The following is a 22,324-nucleotide window of genomic DNA, read 5'->3' as shown; positions in this document are numbered from 1 at the left end:
GGGTCTTATCGGTCGGGGGGATGGGCTGACCGGTCCTGGCGTTGATGGGAGGCTTGGTTCCGAGCTGTTCGATGGTGCCGTCTGCGGCTGGTGGAACATCCACGGTGGGAGCATTGGCGGCACCTGGGACTCTGGCTTGAACATCGACAGGGGTATCCTTTGCGATTGGCTGGTTGCCCGGCCCGAAGTCTTGGCCGAACTCGTTGGCGTTGGCCGCACGGGCCTTCTCCAGCTTGGCGATCTCCTTGGCCGCCGCCGCCTTGTCGCCGCTGCGCAGATACTTGATGACCTTGACGGCACCCACGAGGGCGAGGTCCGCCCCGATGGACTCCAGGGCGTTCTTGAAGCGGCCCTCGGCAGCGGTGTCATCCGGGTCCGCCGCCAGGTAGTTGGTCACCGGGTTCTGGAGGTCAGGGAACTCCTCGACCAGGTTCGACAGGCGGTCCTCATGGGGGTCGATCACCGTGGAGCCAGCCAGGGCACCCTTGGCGATCTCCAAGCCACCCCTAAGGGCAGCGCTGCCTTGGGTGTAGGCCTTCGCGGGAGCCAGGAGCTTGCCTGCCCCGATAAGCCCCACGGCGATCTGGGAGATGCCCGAGGACAGCCCGTAGCCGGCGCTCTGGTCGTCCAGGAACTTGTCCTGGGACTCGATGTTCTTGCGATAGGGAGACTTCTCGGCCTCCGTAGGTTCGCCCACCAGGAAGTCCTTGGTCTCGAAGACCGCCTTGGACATGCCCGCGTTGATGGAGGCCCCGAAGTCGGTGACCCCTTGAGGCAGGAACGATGAGTCCCGTGCCGTCTGGAGAGACTCTGGGGCCGTAATCCTGTCGGCTGCCCGTGCGGCCAGCTTGGCGGAGACCCTCTCGAATGCTCGCTTGATACGGGCCTTCTCGTCGTCAATCGGTGCGGTCGTGGTGTCCCGCCCAGTCGAAAGGGAGGATGGTGCCGGAGCGCCTCCACGAGAAGCCGCCCTTGCCGCGAGCTGGGCGTCGGCCGCCGCGAATGCCCTAAGGAAGCGAGCCTGCGTGTCGTCTGCTGGTGCAGTCGTGTTGTCCAAGTGATGTTCCTTGTCGAGTTGAGGTCCAGACCGCCTGAGCGGCGGTTGCTCGACCTCGTTAAGGGGAGCCCCGAGCCATGCTGAGGCCAGGCGCTGGGGATGTATGAAGTTTCTCTCAGTTGGCGGGACCCGTCTCCAGCCCCTCGGCCCGCTCCGCATCAAGAAGGATTTGGGCGGCTTCCTCCTCGGAAATACGGTACTTGGCTGCCAAATCTCTTGCAGCTTGACGGTGGATAGCGCCGTCCACCCGGCCCCCCGCCACAGGGGCAGCGTCCCCATCGGCTTCGGACTGCTCCACGGTCGTCCTTGGGGTGGCCTGAACACTTTGAGGGTAGGTGCCTGTCTGATCGCCATCTTCGACCTTCACTATGCGCTCGCGGATGGTCTTGCCGATGTCGAAGGCAGCCCTCTCCTTATCCTGGCTGGTAGCGTTCGGGTTCTCCGAGGCCCAATGCATGAGGAGTGTGCGGTAGTCATAGAGCGCCCTTGCGCCGTCTTCGGAAAGACCTGTGACCTTGCCCAAGATGTTGTCTCGCTCGGGGATACCGGTAGCGTCGCTGATCATCCTGATGCTGTCCTTGGCGGAGGCGGTGCTCAGGATGCCGTCCGGCTTGTTGGCGGCCTCAACGGCCTTGATGCGGTCATAGGCGTGGGTAAGCGTCGAGGGGTCCTTGATGACGCCCATCCTCTGAAGCTCCACAATGCCGTCCCTTGTGAGCGCCCCGCTGTCGATTCTGGTCCACATCTCCATGAGTGCATCCGGGTCTTCCGGGGTGCCGTCTCCGACCATCTGCTTGCGGAAGCTTGGGAGCTTGGAGCGGAACTCGGGGTCGCGCTTCGACAGCGCCTTGAGGGTTTCCTCGGGCACCTGGAAGTTCGGGTCCTCATGCACCTTCCGCAGCACGTCCGAAACGAGGGCGTTGTGGCGCTCCTTGTCGGCCTTCTCGGCGGCTGTTGCCTTGGCGGTGGCGGTCTGCGCCAGGTTGGTCTGGATGGCGTCCATTGCCTTGAGTCGCTTGGTGCGGACCTCAAGGTCGTAATCCATAGGCTTGTCCTGGCCGGGGAGCTTGCGGCTGAGGAGCGTTAGGAGTTCCTCGTTCCCGCTCTCGGTCGCCTGGAGGATGATGGAGTCAACCAGGAAGCTGTCCACGTCCTTTGCGAGGTTCTTGGTGAGGGCAGTATCCCGCTCGGCCATCAGGGTGCCCCAGAGCCTCTCGTAGTCGATCTCCGCCCCGGTGCTCTTGGAGTCCGCCTCGGCCCGCTCGATGTGATCCGTGGTGGAAGCTCCGTGGGCCGCCAGGGCACCGCCGTAGACGGCATCCGCGCGGTCCTTGGTGAACCGGGCCTGATTGTTGTCCAGCATCTGGTTGATGTGAGGGTTGAGGCCGGCGAGCACCTCGGGGTCCGTCTCCTCGCCCACGTTGGACTTGAGGAACTCCCCGAGGAATGACTTGTAGGCCTCGGGGTCCCCGGAGTTGCGTCCAGGCCACTGCTCGTAGGCCAGAGAGAACCTGTCCTGGAGCTTGCGCCCTTGGACATCGCCCTGGGTCGTCCTGTACCAAGTCATGTAGGCTGGCGACTCCTGGGGAGGGATGAGACCCTGCTTAACCCCCGAGTCGAACCCGTCGCCATTGCTCAGGTAGGCGTCCCGGATGGCCCGCTGCTTGTCAGCCGCGTCGGTCTTTGCCTTGCGCTCCTCAAGGAAGGACCCCAGGCCGGAGTCGAGAGCCCCGAGGCCCTCTGCAAGTTGGTGTAGGCTTGATGGTGCTGCCTGAGCTGGGCGCTCGTAGGTGTTGACCGGAGCGGACACACCTTGGATGGCGGCAGGGGTGGAAACTTGGCGCACGAGCGCACGGGCCATGGATAGGCTCCCTCTGGTTTGGGTTGTGAAGATGGTGGGGGACGGCCCCCGGAGTGGATCGCAGGTCGGCCGTGATGCCGCGCTTACGGTCCCCGAGAGATGAATGCGGGAGCTAGATGGAGGGCATTAGGGCGGCGGCATCTGGCCCCGCCTACTGTCTCTTCGATGCGTGATTGGAATGGTCCACTGATACGATCCCTCGGGCGTAGGTATTTATTCCTCAGAAAGCCAGCTCCGTCCCATCGAATAGCGGAGCGAGCTACGGCACCCTAAGACAAGCCCTGCCAGTACCCATACCGGGCTGGCCGCTTATCAAGTAGGTGGGCTATTGGTCGCGCCTGGTCCCGCATATCAAGTAGACGCCTATTCGATTCGGCTATGGCTGGACGGCGCAATCCGCCAGTCTCATCAAGGAGACGCCCAATTCATTCACACGGCGGCGCGGCCTTATTGCGGGCTACGAACCGCCGTCCAAAATGAACTCGATCTGCGACACCAGGCCTCGTCCGCGTGGTGTCAGATAGAAAATCTTCTTGCGACCATTGTCAGAGTTCCGCACGGTCCCGACCAGCCCCAGACCCGGTGTCCCCTCGCGGTAGCCGTGCCCCAGGTAGCGCAAGTGCTGCGAGATGGTGGTCGGCGAAAACCCCAATCGGTCCGCGAGGTCCTCCAAGGTTAGCGGATCGTCCGGGTCTCGCGGATCGAAGCCCCAGATGGCGGCCCCCAGGAATGCCACCGAGATAGCTATCGGCATATCCTTTCCCTCGGCCATCATGCGGCGGTTGGCTTCAAGATACCTACGGATTGTCTGACTCGACATTACAAACTCACACTCTAACTTGGGGGCCGGGACGGGATGGCTTCAGCAGTCCGCTAGGTGGATGGGCACCGGCAGCGGGCCGTAACAGGAACTGACCTCGCGGCGAATCGAGGTGACGTGCGACAGCCATCCCCCGAGGTCCCTGCCAGCCCTTCGGTCGGCAAGGAAGGAACCCACCTCGAAGTCCTCAAGGCAATCCAGGGCGAAGTTGATGGCGGTGGCGGGGTCCGCGAAAGCATCGACAGATGAGGGGATGGACGGCAGGCGGGCGGGCGTTATGCTGGTCATGCGCAGTCTCCGGTTTGAGTTGCGCCGCCCAGTATGGCCATAACGAGTCGCCAATCAACAAGTTTAAACTGTGCAAGTTCGTAGTGTCGTCACGCTCTCATTAATCGAGTATCTGGGCCACTCATCGCCCTATGTTTCTAAGTGGCCCTCAGGATGCGGAAGACACTTGCCCGCCCGATCCCCAGCTCCTTGGCGATAGCGTCTGGCTTCTTGCCTTCGGCCTTTAGCCGGATGACCTCCGGGGCCATGCGCCGCGCCGTGGGAGCCCTCCCCTTGTACTTCCCCTCTGCCTTGGCCTTGGCGATCCCCTCAAGCTGCCGCTCCAGCATCAGCTCCCGTTCGAACTCTGCGATGGAGCCCAGCAGGTTCACCATGAGCTTTCCCGTTGGGGTTCCGGTGTCCAGGTTCATCGAGAGGATGCGGAGGGCCACGCCCTTGGCTCGGAGCTTCGCGGTGATCCCCACGAGGTCGGCCACTGAGCGGGCCAGACGGTCGAGCTTGGTCACGATGAGTGTGTCGCCCTCGCGCACGTAGTCCAAGGCCCTCTCAAGCTCCGGCCTCTTGGTGGCCACGGAGGACAGCTCTTCGCGGAACACCTTCGCGCACCCTGCTCCGGTGAGGTCTCTAAGCTGGGCCTCAAGCCCTGCCTTCTGGTCGGTGGTGGAGGTGCGGGCGTATCCGACTAGATGCCCGTTCGGTGTGGCGGTCGATGTGGTGTGCTCCGGCGCTTGCATGGCGGCTCCCCTTTTCGGATCATTAGACCCTTTGAGGATGTGATCCGTCCGTATCAAAATGTCAATCCATATTCGTGTGAGACTCAAAATCGCTCTTCCTGGCCGACTCACTGGGGCAAGCCCTATTGATACTGCACGGTCTCGAATCGAAGCCCCCGCAAGTTTCTTCCATGGTGTCTCATTATGTCTTTGACTTTAGTGATACTGCTGGTATTGTGGATTGTCTCGACCACATCAATCAACCTTCAAGGAAACCACCATGTACGACTACACCAAGCAGACCCCCCTCCAGATCAAGTTTAATGATGCCGAGTATCGCTTTGCGGTGGACCACCTTCAGGCCGACGAGATCAGCGAGTTTGAAGCTGATTGGCAAACGCGGCATGTGAGGGGCACACAGTTCTGGATTGACATAGCGGCGGAGCGCAAGGGCCTTCCCTGCCGCTGGCAAGTCGCCGCCTAACGCTCCGTACACCGTCCGCTATGAAAGCCCCAGTGTCGCCGCTGGGGCTTTTTGCTGTGGGCAGGGGCCGAGCCTGGAGGTGGCGGCCGCTGGGGCCGAGCCTGGGGGTGGCGGCCGCTTGTCTCCCCATCGTGACCACCGTACCCCCCAGGGGGGGAAGTCCGCCCGCTGCCACGTAAATTGGAGCGCTCAGGTGATCGACCCCAGGTACGATTCCGGGATGATGGCCGCTCAGTGACTCAGGGAAGACCCCCGACAGCGGGCTAAGGGGCTGACGGGAGAGCCAATCCCACCGCTTAGGGCAAGACCCTCAGTGGCCCGCCATCCCGCCATGGAATGCTGTTTGCCTATCCCCCGTTCTCAGCCTTCCTAATTGGGGCCATGCCACGTGACAGATATGCAAAGCACATAGACGTGCCACCTGAACCCCCACAGTATTTGACCTCGCCCGTCCAGCGGTCCCGTATCAGGACAAGTTGACTACTCGCACCGCCTACCAGGACATCATAGCGAAACGTAGCCGCGCCGATGATGGCCGCGACAATGATGGCTCCCGGTAGCAGAAACTTTTCCATGCGTAGTCCCCCCTTATCAGGCACTGTTGGTAGGCATCGGAAGCACAGGCACAACCTTGAGCATCTCCGCAGCAAGGCCTGGCAACATGGCGTCCGAGGAGCCGTACTTGGCGTGAACCGATGGGGACGAGTGCCCCGCCATATACTCCCGAGCACTGTCCTCCACTCCGTAACGGCGGCAAAGGTCAACGAAGAGGTGGCGCAGCCCATGATTAGGGGCGACCCCAGGCCGTACCAGGCCAACCGCCTTGCTCTTCACCCACCGCCCGATGAGCGACGTAGCGCCGTCCCTGAATAGCTGACCAGAAGGAGCCGCCCTCACCCACTCAAGGAAACCCTCAGCCTCCAGGGCAGGGTGGGCAGGAATGCGCCGTTCACTGCTAGCCGTCTTGAGGGAGCGCTTGCCGGCGCTTGTCACTTTGAGGAACCACGATCCCTCCGCCTCAAAGAAATCAGCCTTCCTCAGCGTGTTCGCTTCGCTTATTCGCAGGCCCGCATAGAGGCACAGCCAGGGCAACCATCGCTTGCTTGGGTCGGTCTCGCTCCGTGCTGCTTTGAGAACCGTGCGGGCCTCTTCGAGCCTGTATGCGGTCTCACCACCGGGCTTCTCCATATAGCTTGGCAACTCGACCTTGCCCGAGATCGTCTCCGCCGCCGCCATGGCCTCCCGGTATTCCCGCAGTCGCCTGCCCCAGTTGATGATGGTCCCGAGGTTGACGAGCCTGTCCGCGATGGTGCGGTTAGAGACCTCCGCCTCCGCCTGCATTGAGTCCAGCCAAGCCTCGACCTCCAGCACTGTCACGGTTGCTGCATTGGATGAGCCCCGGTGTCGAGCGAAGGCATCGGCAATCCGCTTGTACTTCTTCACCGACTTGTCCGGCATCGACTTGGAGCCTTGCCCCGCACCGCGCTTGGTGGCTTGGGCATCGATGATAGCGGCGAATGTGACCACGGGGCCTGGCGCGGCTGCTACAGGTGTGGACTCCAAGACGAAGCCGGGAGCACCTTCAAGCTCAGGAACCGGCCTGTAGTCGCCCCCGCTCCGCGCCACTAGGCCCCGTCGAGCAGCCCCCATCATGCCCGCCATGTCGAAGGTCAGAAGACGCCGCGCCTCCTCCGTGACCAGGAGCCCACGAGCCGCGAGGGCCGCATCAGCCTCAGCCCCATGCATTCCTTCCAGAGCAGCCACAAAGTCTGGCCCCAGGCTCTCCTGGAGTGCTGGGAACTTGATGAATAGGGAGAGGGCCAACCGGACCCGTTCATGGTCCCCGGCCCTGAAGTAGGCGAGAAGAGCACCTCGAAGTTCGGCACGGTCGCCCGGAGCCATTGAGGCCACCGCCCTGGCCAGCACCCCACCATCGTCCGCACGGGCCTCAGGGGCGGGGAGACTTGGGGGAGCGTAGAACGGCTCTTCCTCATGCGCCGCCAGGAAGGCCTTGGCGTATTCCCCCGCGAGTGCGAAGCGTTGCTTCTGGGTCAGACCCCGAGGACCGTGCTCCAGGAGCGCCGCCCACGCCCCGAGCTTGAGGTCCCACACAGCGAGGCGCTTGCGGTAGACTTCGCCAGCCCGATCCCGATCATATTCCCCGAGGGACTGAGTGAATTCTTGAGTTTTCCCCAGGTCGGAGACGCCCAGAGATCGCAAATCGTCACGCCGATCCCACAGCTTTTGAGGGACTCGGAACTTGCCCTGCCATACCTCAGAGCCTTTGCGTTTGGACAGACCCCGCATTCTCCACCGCTTCCCGGCCATATCAGAGCACTTTCCCATAACAGTCCGCATCGGCGGAAGCCACGGAAAACTCTAAGCTTTTGATGCTGTTTCGAAAACGAATGGTGCTGCGAGAGAGGATTGAACTCTCGACCTCTCCCTTACCAAGGGAGTGCTCTACCACTGAGCTACCGCAGCCGCTGATGGCGGGGCTTCTGCCATATCGAACCGGCAAGCGCAAGGCCAAGTGCAAGCCATCTGTGAAAGCCCGCTCCGACGGCTTTTGCGGACATGGCAGCGCCACAATGTTGGCTATCCCTGAATAGCGGGTCAGCCGGGACGGAACCATGAACGACAAGGCAATTCCATCTGACAAGGAGGGTCCACCCGACAAGGAGGGCCCATTTGACAAGGGCGGGCCGTCGACAAAAGCTGACCGCAAGACCCGGCTCGCCGAACAATTGCGCGCCAATCTGCAGAAGCGCAAGGCGCAGTCGCGCTCGCGACGCACTGGCGGGGCCGACAAGCGGCCGGACGGGCTCGAAAGGCAAAAGGATTGACCTATTATCGACAGCCACGGCGCGGGAACCCTGTTTCTTGAACCAAGTCGGCCAATGGTTTAGACGGGCCGGGGTCTAGACCGGCCACAACAGACTCAACCGATTAAACCGGCCTTTCGGCCGAGGGGACATTCTTCCATGGATCGCATCAGAATTGTCGGCGGCAACAAGCTTGCCGGAAGCATCCCGATCTCGGGCGCGAAGAACGCCGCGCTGCCGCTGATGATCGCTTCGCTGCTCACCGACGACACGCTGACCCTGGAAAACGTGCCGCATCTGGCCGATGTCGAGCAGTTGATCCGCATCCTCGGCAATCATGGCGTCGACTACTCGGTCAACGGACGCCGCGAAAAGCAGCAGGAGGGCTATTCGCGCACCGTCACTTTCTCCGCCCGCAACATCGTCGACACAACGGCCCCCTACGAACTGGTGTCGAAGATGCGCGCCTCGTTCTGGGTGATCGGCCCGCTGCTTGCCCGCATGGGCGAGGCCAAGGTGTCGCTGCCCGGCGGCTGCGCCATCGGCACGCGGCCGGTCGATCTTTTCCTGGAAGGCCTCCAGGCGCTGGGCGCCGATATCGACGTCGACACCGGCTATGTCATCGCCAAGACCAGGAACGGCCGTCTTGTCGGCAATCGCTACGTCTTCCCGAAAGTGTCGGTCGGCGCCACCCATGTGCTAATGATGGCGGCGTCCCTGGCCAAGGGCGAGACAGTGCTCGAAAACGCCGCCCGCGAGCCCGAGATCGTCAACCTCGCCGAATGCCTCAACGCCATGGGCGCCAGGATTTCCGGCGCCGGCACCGCGACCATCACCATCGATGGCGTCGAGGCGCTGTCGGGCGCGCGCGTGCGGGTGATACCCGACCGCATCGAGACCGGCACCTATGCGATGGCCGTCGCCATGACCGGCGGCGATGTCGTGCTCGAAGGCGCGCGGGCGGACCTGCTGCAGAGCGCGCTCGACGTGATTTCCCAAACCGGCGCCGAGATCACGCAGACCAATTCCGGTATCCGCGTCAGGCGCAATGGCGCCGGCATTGCGCCGGTCGACGTGACGACAGCGCCGTTCCCGGCGTTCCCGACCGACCTGCAGGCGCAGTTCATGGGCCTGATGACGATGGCCAAGGGCAAGTCGCGCATCACCGAGACGATCTTCGAAAACCGCTTCATGCACGTCCAGGAACTTGCCCGGCTCGGCGCCCACATAATATTGTCCGGCCAGACGGCGATCGTCGACGGCGTGCCGAAGCTGAAGGGAGCCCCGGTGATGGCGACCGACCTTCGCGCTTCGGTGTCGCTAGTCATCGCCGGCCTGGCGGCCGAAGGCGAGACCACGGTCAACAGGGTCTATCATCTCGACCGCGGTTTTGAGCGGCTGGAAGAAAAGCTGTCCGGCTGCGGCGCGGAGATCGAGCGGATTTCGGGGTGATAGGTGACAACTGCGCGAATTGTCGATCTCGGCGCCGCCCCTCATCTGCCTGCCGGCATCTTCTCCCCGTATAGTGACGGGGAGAAGGGGCTGGCCGCAGCCTCAGCGCCCTTCCTGCAACGCTGGTAATTGCTGAATCCTCTGCAGGCGTCTTTCTCCCCGTCACCATACGGGGAGAAATGCCCGGCAGGGCAATGAGGGGCGGCGCCGACCTCAGCGATTGCCCAGCCGAACCTCAGGCGCGGTTGCACGAGCTGGAAAGACCGCCTAACAGAAGGTCGAATAGTCAACTCGCAGGTGCGAACTCCGCATGAACCTTCTCAAGCTTGTCGCGCTCGACGATCAGGATCTGAGCATCGTCTCGGCCCATGTCCAGGACGCCGTGCTCAAGGTCGGCGACCTCGAATACATGCCGGCGGTCAAGCGCTTCGTGATGACGATGAACCGCTTCGTCTGGGAGGCGAAATCGGGGCTGTTCCGCCAGCACAATGAACGGCGGCAAAGCGTGCTGCATTTCGACCGGGTGCTGGGCGCCAAGACCAGCGGCATTGCCCGCGACAAGCCGGACGAGGTGCTGTCGCTGCTGGCGATCAGCTTCGTCGCGCTCGACAAGCCGGCCGGCATTGTCGAGCTGATCTTTTCAGGCGGCGGCGCGATCATGCTCGATGTCGAGTGCATCGAGGCGCGGCTGGCTGACACTGGCGGCGCCTGGGAAGCGACGTCGCGCCCCTTCCACAGAGCCTGAGCACACAAGATGGCCATCACGCTTCGTCTGTCCGATGCCGATTTCGAGCAGCGGTTTGCCGCGTTCCTTTTGACCAAGCGCGAGGTCTCGGAGGACGTCGACGCGGTGGTGCGCGCGATCATCGCGCGGGTCCGCGCCGAGGGCGACGCGGCGCTCATCGACTACACGCAGAAATTCGAAAAGGCCGACCTGAAACGCCTCGGCATTGCCGTGTCGAAAGACGACATCGCCAAGGCCTACGATGCGGCCGACCCGCAGACGATCGAGGCGCTCAAATTCGCCCGTGACCGCATCCGTTCGCATCACGAGCGGCAGCGGCCGAACGACGACCGCTATACCGACGCTGTCGGCGTCGAGCTCGGCTCGCGCTGGACCGCGATCGAGGCGGTCGGGCTCTATGTGCCGGGCGGTACGGCGAGCTATCCAAGCTCGGTGCTGATGAGCGCCGTGCCGGCCAAGGTCGCCGGCGTCGAGCGCGTCGTCATGGCGGTGCCGGCGCCCGGCGGCATCATCAATCCGCTGGTGCTGGTGGCGGCGGACCTGACCGGCATAACCGAGATCTACCGCGTCGGCGGCGCGCAGGCGATCGCAGCGCTTGCCTACGGCACCGAAACGATAAAGCCGGTCGCCAAGATCGTCGGCCCCGGCAATGCCTATGTCGCGGCGGCCAAGCGCCAGGTGTTCGGCACGGTCGGCATCGACATGATCGCCGGGCCATCGGAAGTGCTTGTCGTGGCCGACGGCAATAACGATCCGGACTGGATCGCCGCCGACCTGCTTGCCCAGGCCGAGCATGACGTGTCGGCGCAGTCGATCCTGATCACCGACGATCCTGTCTTCGGCGCGGCGGTCGAACAGGCGGTCGAACGCCAGTTGCAAAACCTGTCGCGCGCCGGGACGGCGGCGGCGAGTTGGCGCGATTTCGGCGCCGTCATCCACGTCCCCCGAATCGAGGCGGCGCTGCCGCTGGTCGACCGCATCGCGGCCGAACATGTCGAGCTTGCCATCGACGAGCCGGAAGCCTTCCTGGCGCGGATGCGCAATGCCGGCGCCGTCTTCCTCGGCCGCCACACGCCGGAAGCCATCGGCGACTATGTCGGCGGCTCCAACCACGTGCTGCCGACGGCGCGCTCGGCGCGCTTCTCGTCCGGGCTTTCGGTGCTCGATTTCGTCAAGCGCACCTCGATCCTGAAGCTCGGGCCGGAGCAATTGCGGGCGCTGGCGCCGGCGGCCATCGCGCTGGCCACAGCGGAAGGCCTCGACGGGCATGGACGCTCCGTCGCCATCCGGCTGAATATGTAGCTGACATGGCGGACTACGATCGAACCCGTGCCAGGCTGATCGATGTCGAACTCGACGAATCGATCGGCCGTTCGACGCCCGACGTCGAGCATGAGCGGGCGGTGGCGATCTTCGACCTGATCGAGGAAAACAGCTTCCAGCCGGTCAATGACGACGGCGCCGGGCCCTACCGGCTAAAACTGTCGCTGGCCGAATCCCGCCTGGTCTTCGCGGTGACGCGCGAGGATGGCGCGGCGGTCGTAACCCACATCCTGTCGCTGACGCCGCTCAGGCGCATCGTCAAGGACTATTACATGATCTGCGAAAGCTACTACGATGCGATCCGCAGCTCGACGCCCAGCCAGATCGAGGCGATCGACATGGGCCGGCGCGGCCTGCACAATGAGGGCTCGCAGACACTGATGGACCGGCTGGCCGGCAAGATCGACATCGATTTCGACACGGCGCGCCGGCTGTTCACGCTGGTCTGCGTACTGCACTGGCGAGGCTGAACTGTCAGTCCCTCTGCCCCGCTCGATCCTGCCTCGCTCGATCCTGTTCGTCTGCGCCATGAACGCCGTGCGCTCGCCGATGGCCGAACTGCTGGCGCGCAAAGTGCTTCCGGCCGCGACCTTCGTCGCGTCGGCCGGGGTGCGCGGCGGCGAACGCGACCCGTTCGTCGACGCCGTGCTGGCCGAGGACGGGCTTTCGCTCGGCGACCGGCACCCGAGGACACTGGACGATCTCGAGGACGACTATTTCGACCTGATCATCACGCTGTCGCCGGAAGCCCATCACACCGCGCTCGAGCTTACCCGCTCGCTTTCCGTCGACGTCGAATATTGGCCGATGCCGGACCCGACTGGCGTCGGCGGCACGCGCGAGCAGATCATGGCCGCCTATCGCGAGGTGCGCGAACGGCTGAAGGCGCGGATCGGCCGCCGTTTTCTGGCGCCGGAAGCAGAGAAACCGGGCTGATTTAAGCATGTTCACAAGCGCACGATTATCATATAGGTTCCGCCCAAATTCCGGCTAGAGTCGGATGATTTCAGGTCTGTTCGACCTGAAATCTGAATCCGCCTCTAAATCCAAGAAGTAGAGCATGATGTCGTCCGAAAACCGCTTCACACTTTTCGGCATCATGCTCTAGGCGCTGGGAATCCATCCAAGCAAAGGTATCGAATGCCGAAGGAAGAAGTCCTCGAGTTTCCGGGTGTCGTCACGGAATTATTGCCCAATGCGATGTTCAGGGTGAAGCTTGAAAACGAACACGAAATCATCGCCCACACCGCCGGCCGCATGCGCAAGAACCGCATCCGCGTGCTGACCGGCGACAAGGTCCTTGTCGAGATGACACCCTACGACCTGACCAAGGGCCGCATCACCTACCGTTTCAAGTAAGATCGTTAGAGCTCGGCCGGGATCGCGATGAGCATTTTGCAGAAGCTCGTGCTTGCCTCGGGTTCGCCGCGCCGAATCGAGCTGCTGCAGCAGGCCGGCATCGAGCCGGACCGCGTGCTGCCGGCCGGCGTCGACGAAACGCCGCTGCGCGCCGAGCATCCACGCTCGCTGGCCAAGCGCTTGTCGAAGGAAAAGGCCGAAAAGGCGCTGGCCTCGCTGCAGACGGAAGAGGATTATGCACCGAGCTTCGTGCTGGCCGCCGACACGGTGGTCGCCGTCGGCCGGCGCATCCTGCCCAAGGCCGAAACGTTCGACGACGTCGTCAATTGCCTCGGACTGCTATCCGGCCGTTCGCACCGGGTCTATTCCGGCATCTGCCTGGTTACGCCGAGCGGCAAGCTGCGCCAGCGACTGGTCGAGACCAGGGTGCGTTTCAAGCGGCTGCCGCGCGCCGAGATCGACGCCTATGTGGCCTCGGGAGAATGGCGCGGCAAGGCCGGCGGCTACGCAGTCCAGGGCCTGGCCGGCGCCTTCGTCGTCAAGCTTGTCGGCTCCTACACCAACGTCGTCGGCCTGCCGCTGTATGAGACGGTGGCGCTGCTGGCCGGCGAGGGCTTCAAGGTGCATGCCAACTGGCAGTCAGTTCGGCCATGAACTCGGGTGCGGGCGACAAGGTCACGCCGCTGCGCCCCAAGCGGCCCTGCCCCGAATGCGGCAAGCCGTCGGCGCGCGAGACCTACCCGTTCTGCTCCGTGCGCTGCAAGGACATCGACCTCAACCGCTGGCTCAAGGGCGCCTATGTCATTCCGGGCCGCGACGACGAGGACGAAACGGACAACGACCCTCCCAAATGAAGCTGTTCGGCACGGCTTGGTGACTTCGACCGCGTCCCATGAATCGACCTGTCCAGTGATTGCTCGTTTGCCGCTTGAAATCAACGCTTAGGCGCTGGACAGGCCGGATTCCCGTGCTATAACCCACGCGCTTTCAAGGGGCGCCTGCGGCGCTTTCAAGAAATCCGGCGTGCAGAACTGCCCGCGTGCCGGAACAGGCCCAGATAGCTCAGTTGGTAGAGCAGCGGACTGAAAATCCGCGTGTCGGTGGTTCGAATCCGCCTCTGGGCACCATCCCCCCTTCTCCCGACAGTCTCTTCCGCCGAAGCATCTACGCTTTTCTCTCGGCAAATATCTGAAATCCTTGGTGATTTTCGCACGCAAGGCGCGGTTGGTCGTGTTTTGTGGAATGTCGGCGTAGTTGGTCCAACGAGGCGGAGGGCTGGTATTTTCGGTGGTATTGGAGATCCTGATGGTATCGATGCAGCCAAATGGAGCTCCCGAAAATGGCGCTGTCCGACGTGAAATGCCGAAATGCCCGACCCGCCTCCAAGCTCGTGAAATTTTCTGATGGTGGCGGGCTCCAGCTTTGGGTGCAGCCGACCGGATCTCGGCTATGGCGCCTCGCCTATCGTTTTGGGGGCAAGCAGAAGCTTCTGGCATTGGGCAGCTATCCCCTCATCTCCCTCGCTGAGGCACGCGAGGCGCGCGATACCGCCAAACGTCTTCTCCTACGTGGCATCGACCCCGCACAGGAGCGTAAGTCGCAAAAGGCTTCGGCAGAGGACACCTTTCGCTCAATCGCGGAGGATTATGTCGACAAGCTGAAGAAGGAGGGACGTGCCGATCGGACCATCACCAAGGTCAAATGGTTGCTCGACTTTGCCTATCCAACATTTGGGGACAAAAGCATAAGGGAGATCGATCCGGCCACAGTTCTTGCCGCTCTCCGCAGCGTGGAGGTTCGCGGTCGATACGAGTCGGCTAGGCGACTGCGCTCCACCATCGGCAGCGTGTTTCGATATGCAATCGCAACCGCACGCGCCGATGTAGATCCGACGATCGCCCTGAGGGGGGCACTCGTCGGTCCGACGGTCACGCCGCGTGCCGCAGTTACCGATCCTAAGGCCTTGGGAGGCTTGCTGAGGGCGATCAATGCGTTTGATGGACAGCCAACAACCCGAGCCGCCCTGGAGCTGATGGCCCTGCTGTTTCCCCGCCCCGGCGAGCTGCGCGCGGCCGGATGGGACGAGTTCGATTTTGAAAGGTCGGTGTGGAGCATCCCTGAAGGACGCATGAAGATGCGAAGGCCGCACCGTGTACCTCTTTCCAGGCAGGCGGTCAGCGTCCTGACCTCACTTAGAGAAATCTCTGGTGGTGGATCGCTGTTGTTTCCCAGTGTTCGATCGGGTTCGCGCCCGATTTCCGACAACACGCTAAACGCCGCCCTTCGCCGTATGGGCTATGGCAAAGAGGAAGCTACCGCGCACGGTTTTCGAGCAACGGCATCAACTCTGCTAAACGAATGCGGAAATTGGCATTCGGATGCCATAGAGCGGCAACTGGCCCACATCGAAAACAACGACGTTCGTCGTGCCTACGCCCGGGCTGAGCATTGGGAAGAGCGTGTCAAGATGATGCAGTGGTGGGCAGATTATTTGGATGAACTCGAGAGCAAAAGCGCGCTAGTGAACTCGATCGGGCGACGCGGCAAGCCTGCCGTTCATACACCATCGCGACCGTCCACTTTGAACCCAACAGCGACGGCACACCAAACACCGAGATGAATCTCCAACCGCACGACCAGATCGGCGTAGGTCATCCCGCCACCGTCGTCGGGCAGAAAAGGACCTCCCAGTAGAACTCCCGTGATCCCCGTGGCGCGCGAGCGATAGTCCCCATCGTCTCACCTACGAACGTATGAGTCTGTCTCGCCTTCGGAATGATGCGAGTCCACGAGCGCGCTTTCCGCACGCGCTTGGCTGTCCGGCGACGGCATGAACAGCAAGGTCAGATGATAGCTGCTCTCGTAATGCGCGACTTTGCCTTCGAAAGCGCCGTGCCGTTCTTCATCGACTAGCCATGAGGCCGCGTCGGGAAAATGCGAGTTAGGATAGCCCAGCGCTTCGATGCGCTCGGCCTCAACGAACAATGCCCAGCCAGAGCCAAGCTTCTCAGCGCATTGTTTGCCAGCGCGCACATGCCAACAAGTACGGCTTCAGTCGCGCTTCCGAGATCGGGGCCGCGGAACCGAAAGGTGCGCTGAAAGCTGCCGTCCTTGCTGAGGACGATGCCGGGCGCGACGATTGCGGCCCAAGGCAGATAATCGGCAAGCCGGTCGGCTCGTAAGCGCCCCTTGCTTTGTATGACCGACGGTAGTCACTTTCGAGCGAAGGGTATTCAAAGAAATATATTTGCGAGAAGTAAGTGGCGAGACCACCGTTTTTCATGCTACAAGCCGCGCCCCTTAATGACCGGAGAAAGGGCATGTGGGCGTACGTAGATGAGACAGGCAACACGCTGAATAACCTCTTCGATGAAGATCAGCCGCTGTTTATCACCGCAGCTTTCATAACGAAGGCGAACTTCGACCTCCTTGCGAAAGCGAACATCGCTGCCATTTCCAAGAAGGTTGGCACGAACGCGTTGCATGCGAACGTCCTCGGCGCAGCCAAGATCGAGCAGATCGCGCCCGACCTCCTGAAGCTCCTGAAAAAGACGGACTGCCGCTTCTTCATCTCTCGCGTGGAGAAGAAGTATCTCGCTGCCTGCAAGGTGATCGACGTCTATTTCGATCAGGGTGAGAACAAGGCGGTGCCGTGGTCGGCGTACTGGCTCCGCCATCTGCGCCTTCTGCTGACGTTCAAGATGGCAAGCTTCGTCATCACGCCGGAAATTGCGGCGATCGTCTGGGACTGCGTTACAGCCAAGAGCGAGTTCACTTCGAAAAAGCACTTCGTCCAAGGCGCAGAAGCGATGCTGGACAATGTCCAGTTCGTGCCCGATGCCCGCAGCCGCGAGATCATCACTGACGCGCTTGAGTGGGCGATCGCGAACCCGGAGGAGTTCTCGACCCACATGTCAGAGAAGGCTCGGCGGTATCAGCACTCGCCGAATTTCGTGGCGTTCACGAACCTGCTGGAGGGTCTGCAGAATGCCTCGGAGCGTTGGAAGCGGCCTGTTCGCGAGATCGTCCACGATAAACAGGCTGAGGTCGAGGAGGTGTTCGCGACGTGGCATGCGACCGTCTCCAAGCCCGAGCTTGCAAATACAGAGGGACTTTCATGGCCAGGCGAAAGCAAGCCATTGATAGTTCAGAAGGTGACCGGAAGCACGTTCCGGACGGCCACTGAGGAAGAAAGCGCAGGTCTGCAGGTGGTCGACGTTGTCCTGTGGTGCTTCAAGCGCATCTTCAGCGGCAAGGATATCGGACAGGAGACCGCAAGGCTGCTGAACTGGGTCATGCATCGTGCACACCAGCACGACTTCTCGTTCGAAGGTGTTGGCAGGCAGGTCGAATCCGAGCTCGGCAAAATCATGGACGCCGACCTGCCCGAGGAGCAGCTCGCGGAAGGGCGCAAGCTGATGGCGGACATGGAAGCACAGCGTCAGGCACTGGTCGCCGCTCACGGCATCCAGAAGGCCGGGAAGTTGACCGCGGGTACGGCCACCTGACGGCAAATAGCCGCGGCAGCTCAGAGGCGCCGCTGAGAAGTCAACTCTCGGACTGCCCGCAACGACTCGCCGAATATCCAAGGGCGTCGGGGAATAGAACTTCAAGTCGCCGGCACGCCGCCGCATCGCGATGATCACGCATAGCAGTCGTTCGACTGCTTCTCGCGAGCGTCCTGGTGAGAAGATGCCGATCTTATAGCGGCCCCAGAGTCGCCTCAAAAATTATCGTCTCAGCGCGATCGGTTAAGCAGGCACCAATCGCTGGGATGGGGTTGGCGTGTCTTCCGACATTCGGTAAAAAATGGCGGTTAAGCGCCTCATTTCCATCGTTCGAGGCGCCCTTATCGAATCCTAAAAGCGTCCGTCGGCAGAGCGCGGTAAGATATCGCTGCAAAGCCTGTTTAGCGCTTGAAGCGGGCCCAGCTCAACGCTGTTGCTGGTCGGCTGAGGTCTGTGAAGCTTGATCTCCGCGGAGCATTAGGCAGCTTCGTCGAGACGCCCAGGCCCGCAAGCTGCGCAATTAGCAGAAGGCCAGGGCCGATCGACGGTCCGAACGCCCTCTTCAACTTCGCCAAAAGCGGAGCGCCAGCCTTCGGTCAGCTGCCCGCCAAGTGACGTGATGCGGCGCGGCGACGCGACGAATACGCGACCGAAAGATTGCGCTGGTGGAACGAGAAGACAGTCCAGCGCAACGTCCGCGATCATCGCGTTCACGTAGGCGAGCTCCACCGGCCCATAGGGCTGATAATGCGCGCCGCATGCCGGCTCTTCCTGAGCGATGTTTCCGCCATCTGGCCACTCCACTGCCGCGAGTTTAGGCGCACCGGTGCGCCCGATGTGGCATTGCAGGCAGCCGCCCCTCTGGCCGATGGCGACCGCGTGGCCAGCGCAGGCATGCGCCTCGGTCCACCCGTAGACAATAGGCCGTCCGCGCCCTTGCCGGACATGCCAGCGATTGAGCGCGCTCTCCGCGACCCAGTTTCCGGTCGCAGCGACGATCATATCGGCCACTTCGAGCAGATCCTTGTTGTGCGCGATCAGCTGATGCAGGCCGCAAGCGCGATGTTCGACTTTCAAATGTGGAAAGTCGGTCTGCAACCGTTCGGCCAAGGCTTCGGCTTTGTTGCGCCCCACGGCGGTCGCGCCGAGCGGATGGCGCCCGACGTTGGGCCAAGTCAACGGCTCGGGATCGACCACGATGAGGCGGCCGACGCCCGCCTGGGCCAGCGCGCAGGCGACCGGAGCCCCGACCGAACCGCAGCCGATCATCGCGACCGTTGCGCCGAGCAGCCGGCGCGTGCGGGCATCTTGACCGCGCCCATGCACCCAATCGGCATCGGCGCGCTGCACCAGGGTCCTGACGAGCGGAACTGCGCCGAAAAAGCGGCCAAGCAGCAACGGTTGTGGGGTATGGCCAGGCCGGAATCCCACGGAGAGGGGGTCGTCGGGCGCGCGCGGCCGGCCCTTGCGCCGCTTTGGATTGAGCGCCTTCACCCCGATCGACGCGGCGCCCCCGCGTCCAATGGCGCCGACGAGCGCCAGCACCTCGTCCGGCTCGCCTTTCGCCGCCTGCTCCAAGACCGTCCTCGCCTTGCCAGCGGTTCGCTCCGCCAAATGATACAGATCGGCGGCCGTCTCTGGGTATTCCGCAGGAAGCAGTGGCGCGTCGAGCCAGAGGAACGCGGCCGCTTCCGTCTTCACCGGGGTCTTGTCGCCAAAGCGGTGACACACCCATTTCGCAATCGCGTCCTGATCCTCTCCGACGACTTCCAGACCCTTGCCGCGCCACACACGCACCAGACGCGAGGGCGGCTCGGGCGCGACCAGGCTAAACAGGTTATCGCCCTGCGAATGCACCCGGTAACCCCAGTAGGTGACAAACTCTTCTCGGAAGTCGCGCTCGACGATGCCGCCCTCCAGCAGCTCCTCGACCAGCCGGACCGAGCGGTTTAGTAGATCCATCGCGACCTCGGAGGGATCATCAGGATCCCACTCGGCCATGTTCGGCAACAGGCACAGGATGCCGTCGCTTTCGACGTGCGGCCAAGTCATGGACTCGGGATGGTCGACCAGCGCGGTCCTGACCGGCGTTGTCGGAAACTTCGCGCCGGCCACAAGGTCGATTCGGCGGGTTACTCCGTCGGAAAACACTACGTTGATCCGCCAAGCGGCGACGATCCAGTCACGGCCCGGATAGTCGCTGGAGATCGTCGCGCGGTCGAGGCGCTCGGGCGCCTGCCCCGCCCGCTCCCGCAGGGTCGTTTCGAGCAGGAGCGCCGCCCGTCGCCAATCAAGCGCGAGCCAGTCCTTAGGCATGACGGCCGCCGCCGGCACTGCTGATCGCGCTGGCCGCCGCCGCCGTCGCGTTTAACAGGGCGGCGGAGCCGATGATGGCGGGAGCGGCCAGGGACGCGCGCTGCTCCTCTTCCAGGCGCTCGCTGAAGAAGGTGGTCGCGAACACCTTATCCCAGCATTTGAGTGCCTTCTCGCGCGTGCAGTCGGCTTCGAAGAGCGGCTCAAGTGTGTTGATCGCCTCCGTCAGCTTCTCGCGGAAGCAGCGCGCCTTGGCGTCGTCGGACCCACTGGTGATGGTGTCGCCCGGGGTCACTGGGTGGGCGACGACGAGGTTCCAGTTCAGCCGATCACGGATGGCGACCATGGTGTCGTAGAGCGCGCGGTCCTCGCGGTCGTTCGCGCGAAACTTCTCGGTTGTCAGAACCGAGATGCCAAAGCCGCTGAGGATCGAGCCGCGCCAGCTGTAGCGGCTGCGGGCGTATTTCTTCAGATCGCGATTGATGCGGCGCAGCTGGATGCCGTCGGCCGATGCGGCGCGCTGGTCCTCGTACCAGTCCGACACTTCGCGCGCGTCGGACCTCTTCCAACCGCTGCTCGCCGCCAACTCGTAATGCACCTCTTCGCCGAAGACGGTCTCAGTGACGACGCGGCGATAGACCGGCAGATCGACGTGGTAACCCTTCTCGTAGAAGACACGCACGCAGTTCGACCGCACCTCAGGCGCACGCTTGAACTTGCCGTCGTTGACCGCGTCGCGCACCATCCAGCGCGCCTGTAGGGACGTCATCTCGGCCCCGCGGTCGCCGACCAGATCCTTCTTGTGGAAGTAGACCCCGTCGTCGATGTCATAGTCGTTATCTGGGTCGCGGCACATCGTCTTCATGGCGTAGCTGCCCTGTTTAACGAACTCGATCGGCTTGGGCTTGCCAGCCTTATCCAGGCCGTTCCGCAGCCGTGTCCGGTTGGAGTCGCGGCGGTCGCGCATTGCATCCTGCTCGCTCTTGGGCAGGGTCACATCCTGGTCGTGGTACGCACGCACATCTTTGGCGCAGTCGAACATCACCTATCCTTTCTGATTTTCGGTGAAAGTGGGACGCCAGACGGCGCCGGTGGCCGGCATCGCCGGCAGATCGTGCATGAGTTGACGAATCATGCGCCCCTCCGCGTTGTTGGAATCGTCGCAGGCGCTCTTGGTCAGATCGGCGTCGGTGTGCGCCTGGCCGACTAGCCGATCCATCGCCTCTGGCCGGGTGTCGTCGAGGGCGAGATACGGCATCATGCTCGCCGGCACCGGCTTGTTTGGGAAGCGCACGCGCCGGATCGAGCGGCCGCAGTTGCTGATCGCGTTGGTCAGAAGCCGCGCCATATGGTCGAACGCAAACTCCTGGGCTGAGATGCTGAGCGACGCGACATCGGCGCCGAGCGACCAGTCAAGCATGGAGCGGTGTGCGCTCTCGGCGTCGAGGTGATCGCCTTCGGGCCGCGGGCAGGTGCCGAGCGAATAGATTTCGATCGGGCGCTCGGGTGGCGCCACCGTCAGCGCGTCGACGAGCCCGACCATGATCGGATTATTGGCCCAAAGTCCCCCGTCGGCGAACACCTGCTTAGGTCCGCCCGGCGCGTTCGGGTCGTCGATGGCGGCAAGCGAGCGGTAGATTGGCGCGGCGCTCGTCGCCATGCAGACGTCCACCAGCGGATAGCGCTCGTCGCGTACCCCGCTCTTGGGAGTCTTCTTAAACACCCAGGCTCGGTGTTCACTCATCAGCACCGTGGGGATCGCGAGCGAGATGCCACGGCCTGCGAACACTTCGAGCATCGTGACATCGGCAAGCACGCCTCGCAGCGCCTCGCGCAACGCCTTGTCGCCCTCTCGCACGAAACGGCTGCCCTGGCTCGCACGGTAGATCGCGCTGCGCTTGCCCGCGATCCGATGTGGGAAGATCTTGGGGCCGTGCTCGCGATAAAGCGCCACCACTTCCGTCATCGGCCGCCCGACGGCCAGCGCGCAGCCGACGATCGCGCCGGTGCTGGTCCCGGTGATCAAGTCGAAGCCGCGTCCCAGATCGAGGGCCGATTCGCCCCGAATGCGAGCGAACTGATCCGTCAGGCGGGCGAGAAACGCCGCCGTATAGATGCCCCGCATCCCTCCGCCGTCCAAGCTGAGCACTCGATATGGCCGCTCAGCACCCTGATCTTGCTCGCCTTCCACCATCTGCGCGATGTTTTCTCTCTGTCCATCCGTTGCCTCATCCATGCAGCCGAGCCGGACCGCTTCTAAAGCGGTCCGGTCCAGTCAGCCCTTCGGCGGAAAGGGGTCGTTGCCGTAAGAATTGGCGTCCCGGATGCGACCGTCCGGACGGTGGATGATGACTTCGCCGCGTTCGCGAACGGCGGTACCGCGCGCGGTCTGCGTCGCATCGGCCTGGGTGTTGTGGGTCGAACCGACCCGAGCGGCGCCTTCGCGACGCGTCGCCCAGCCCGAACCATGGGGCACTACGTGAATCCGCTTCGACATCTCGATTCCTTCGACTCGTCACGGGCACCACGCCCGAGCCCAGAGGATTCCCGACGCGATCCAGAATGTCAACTACCAA

General features: G+C 62.9%; 22 protein-coding genes, 2 tRNA genes and 2 pseudogenes. 13 read left to right on the top strand and 13 right to left on the bottom strand.

What is annotated here, in order from left to right; translation table 11 throughout:
- The 5 genes and pseudogenes from AC0L18_RS26660 to AC0L18_RS26640 form a co-directional block, all read right to left on the bottom strand.
- Nucleotides 1-1,057, bottom strand: a pseudogene (locus AC0L18_RS26660) (hypothetical protein); the annotation flags it as partial.
- Between the two features lie 115 nt (nt 1,058-1,172).
- On the bottom strand, nt 1,173-2,918 hold the full coding sequence (locus AC0L18_RS26655) for a hypothetical protein (RefSeq protein WP_473494873.1): 1,746 nt from the start codon (nt 2,916-2,918) through the stop codon (nt 1,173-1,175).
- A 457-nt stretch (nt 2,919-3,375) separates the two neighbouring features.
- Nucleotides 3,376-3,738, bottom strand: coding sequence for a helix-turn-helix domain-containing protein (locus tag AC0L18_RS26650; RefSeq protein WP_254027189.1), 363 nt, complete (start codon nt 3,736-3,738; stop codon nt 3,376-3,378).
- 42 nt (nt 3,739-3,780) lie between these two features.
- Nucleotides 3,781-4,026, bottom strand: coding sequence for a hypothetical protein (locus AC0L18_RS26645; protein ID WP_473494872.1), 246 nt, complete (start codon nt 4,024-4,026; stop codon nt 3,781-3,783).
- 137 nt (nt 4,027-4,163) lie between these two features.
- Nucleotides 4,164-4,760 (bottom strand): recombinase family protein, encoded by a 597-nt coding sequence (locus AC0L18_RS26640; RefSeq protein WP_473494871.1) that lies wholly within the window; start codon nt 4,758-4,760, stop codon nt 4,164-4,166.
- Between the two features lie 259 nt (nt 4,761-5,019).
- Here AC0L18_RS26640 and AC0L18_RS26635 point away from each other — a divergent pair, with 259 nt between their 5' ends.
- A complete protein-coding gene (locus tag AC0L18_RS26635; RefSeq protein WP_473494870.1) occupies nt 5,020-5,223 on the top strand; it encodes a hypothetical protein in 204 nt (67 codons plus the stop codon).
- Between the two features lie 591 nt (nt 5,224-5,814).
- Here the strand turns inward: AC0L18_RS26635 and AC0L18_RS26630 are convergent.
- Complete coding sequence (locus tag AC0L18_RS26630) at nt 5,815-7,335, bottom strand: site-specific integrase (protein WP_473494869.1); 1,521 nt, start codon at nt 7,333-7,335, stop codon at nt 5,815-5,817.
- 297 nt (nt 7,336-7,632) lie between these two features.
- Nucleotides 7,633-7,707, bottom strand: a tRNA-Thr gene (locus AC0L18_RS26625).
- A 149-nt stretch (nt 7,708-7,856) separates the two neighbouring features.
- Between AC0L18_RS26625 and AC0L18_RS26620 the strand changes: the two genes are divergently transcribed.
- The 11 genes from AC0L18_RS26620 to AC0L18_RS26570 all read left to right on the top strand — a co-directional run bounded on the left by AC0L18_RS26620 (nt 7,857) and on the right by AC0L18_RS26570 (nt 15,547).
- Nucleotides 7,857-8,069 (top strand): hypothetical protein, encoded by a 213-nt coding sequence (locus AC0L18_RS26620; protein ID WP_473494868.1) that lies wholly within the window; start codon nt 7,857-7,859, stop codon nt 8,067-8,069.
- A 138-nt stretch (nt 8,070-8,207) separates the two neighbouring features.
- Complete coding sequence (gene murA, locus AC0L18_RS26615; protein WP_473494867.1) at nt 8,208-9,500, top strand: UDP-N-acetylglucosamine 1-carboxyvinyltransferase; 1,293 nt, start codon at nt 8,208-8,210, stop codon at nt 9,498-9,500.
- Between the two features lie 310 nt (nt 9,501-9,810).
- Nucleotides 9,811-10,245, top strand: coding sequence for a DUF2948 family protein (locus AC0L18_RS26610; RefSeq protein ID WP_023803275.1), 435 nt, complete (start codon nt 9,811-9,813; stop codon nt 10,243-10,245).
- Between the two features lie 9 nt (nt 10,246-10,254).
- A complete protein-coding gene (gene hisD / locus AC0L18_RS26605) occupies nt 10,255-11,547 on the top strand; it encodes a histidinol dehydrogenase (RefSeq protein WP_473494866.1) in 1,293 nt (430 codons plus the stop codon).
- A 5-nt stretch (nt 11,548-11,552) separates the two neighbouring features.
- Entirely contained in the window at nt 11,553-12,038 is a 486-nt protein-coding gene (locus tag AC0L18_RS26600) for a UPF0262 family protein (protein WP_473494865.1), read from the top strand.
- 1 nt (nt 12,039) lies between these two features.
- The gene (locus tag AC0L18_RS26595; protein ID WP_473494877.1) at nt 12,040-12,504 is read left to right on the top strand and encodes an arsenate-mycothiol transferase ArsC; all 465 of its coding nucleotides are present in this window, start codon (nt 12,040-12,042) and stop codon (nt 12,502-12,504) included.
- A gap of 204 nt (nt 12,505-12,708) precedes the next feature.
- Entirely contained in the window at nt 12,709-12,927 is a 219-nt protein-coding gene (gene infA, locus AC0L18_RS26590; protein ID WP_006200926.1) for a translation initiation factor IF-1, read from the top strand.
- 27 nt (nt 12,928-12,954) lie between these two features.
- Nucleotides 12,955-13,581, top strand: a complete 627-nt coding sequence (locus AC0L18_RS26585) for a Maf-like protein (protein ID WP_023803279.1) — start codon at nt 12,955-12,957, stop codon at nt 13,579-13,581.
- On the top strand, nt 13,578-13,781 hold the full coding sequence (yacG, locus tag AC0L18_RS26580; RefSeq protein WP_473494864.1) for a DNA gyrase inhibitor YacG: 204 nt from the start codon (nt 13,578-13,580) through the stop codon (nt 13,779-13,781). Before AC0L18_RS26585 ends, yacG begins: the two co-directional genes overlap by 4 nt.
- A 197-nt stretch (nt 13,782-13,978) precedes the next feature.
- Nucleotides 13,979-14,054 (top strand) — tRNA-Phe (locus AC0L18_RS26575).
- Between the two features lie 212 nt (nt 14,055-14,266).
- Complete coding sequence (locus tag AC0L18_RS26570) at nt 14,267-15,547, top strand: tyrosine-type recombinase/integrase (protein ID WP_473494863.1); 1,281 nt, start codon at nt 14,267-14,269, stop codon at nt 15,545-15,547.
- A 31-nt stretch (nt 15,548-15,578) separates the two neighbouring features.
- Here the strand turns inward: AC0L18_RS26570 and AC0L18_RS26565 are convergent, their stop codons facing one another.
- Together AC0L18_RS26565 and AC0L18_RS26560 are read right to left on the bottom strand one after the other, a co-directional pair.
- A complete protein-coding gene (locus tag AC0L18_RS26565; RefSeq protein ID WP_473494876.1) occupies nt 15,579-15,662 on the bottom strand; it encodes a hypothetical protein in 84 nt (27 codons plus the stop codon).
- 22 nt (nt 15,663-15,684) lie between these two features.
- A pseudogene (locus AC0L18_RS26560) lies at nt 15,685-16,127 on the bottom strand (conjugal transfer protein TrbE); the annotation flags it as partial.
- A 120-nt stretch (nt 16,128-16,247) separates the two neighbouring features.
- On the opposite strand from AC0L18_RS26560, the gene AC0L18_RS26555 reads away from it, so the two are divergent.
- Complete coding sequence (locus AC0L18_RS26555) at nt 16,248-17,435, top strand: DUF3800 domain-containing protein (RefSeq protein ID WP_473494862.1); 1,188 nt, start codon at nt 16,248-16,250, stop codon at nt 17,433-17,435.
- Between the two features lie 477 nt (nt 17,436-17,912).
- Here AC0L18_RS26555 and AC0L18_RS26550 read toward each other — a convergent pair whose 3' ends face one another.
- The 4 genes from AC0L18_RS26550 to AC0L18_RS26535 are packed head-to-tail and all read right to left on the bottom strand — an operon-like array spanning nt 17,913 to nt 22,245.
- The gene (locus AC0L18_RS26550; protein ID WP_473494861.1) at nt 17,913-19,751 is read right to left on the bottom strand and encodes a ThiF family adenylyltransferase; all 1,839 of its coding nucleotides are present in this window, start codon (nt 19,749-19,751) and stop codon (nt 17,913-17,915) included.
- A complete protein-coding gene (locus AC0L18_RS26545; RefSeq protein ID WP_473494860.1) occupies nt 19,744-20,790 on the bottom strand; it encodes a cyclic GMP-AMP synthase DncV-like nucleotidyltransferase in 1,047 nt (348 codons plus the stop codon). Before AC0L18_RS26545 ends, AC0L18_RS26550 begins: the two co-directional genes overlap by 8 nt.
- Nucleotides 20,791-20,793: 3 nt before the next feature.
- Nucleotides 20,794-21,984 (bottom strand): patatin-like phospholipase family protein, encoded by a 1,191-nt coding sequence (locus AC0L18_RS26540; RefSeq protein WP_473494859.1) that lies wholly within the window; start codon nt 21,982-21,984, stop codon nt 20,794-20,796.
- A gap of 39 nt (nt 21,985-22,023) precedes the next feature.
- Nucleotides 22,024-22,245 (bottom strand): DUF2188 domain-containing protein, encoded by a 222-nt coding sequence (locus tag AC0L18_RS26535; RefSeq protein ID WP_473494858.1) that lies wholly within the window; start codon nt 22,243-22,245, stop codon nt 22,024-22,026.
- Nucleotides 22,246-22,324: the final 79 nt, after the last annotated feature.

This window comes from Mesorhizobium sp. WSM4819, assembly GCF_055811215.1.
Note: the sequence above shows the minus strand (reverse complement) of the source record. Positions and strands in the feature narration are given on the sequence as shown.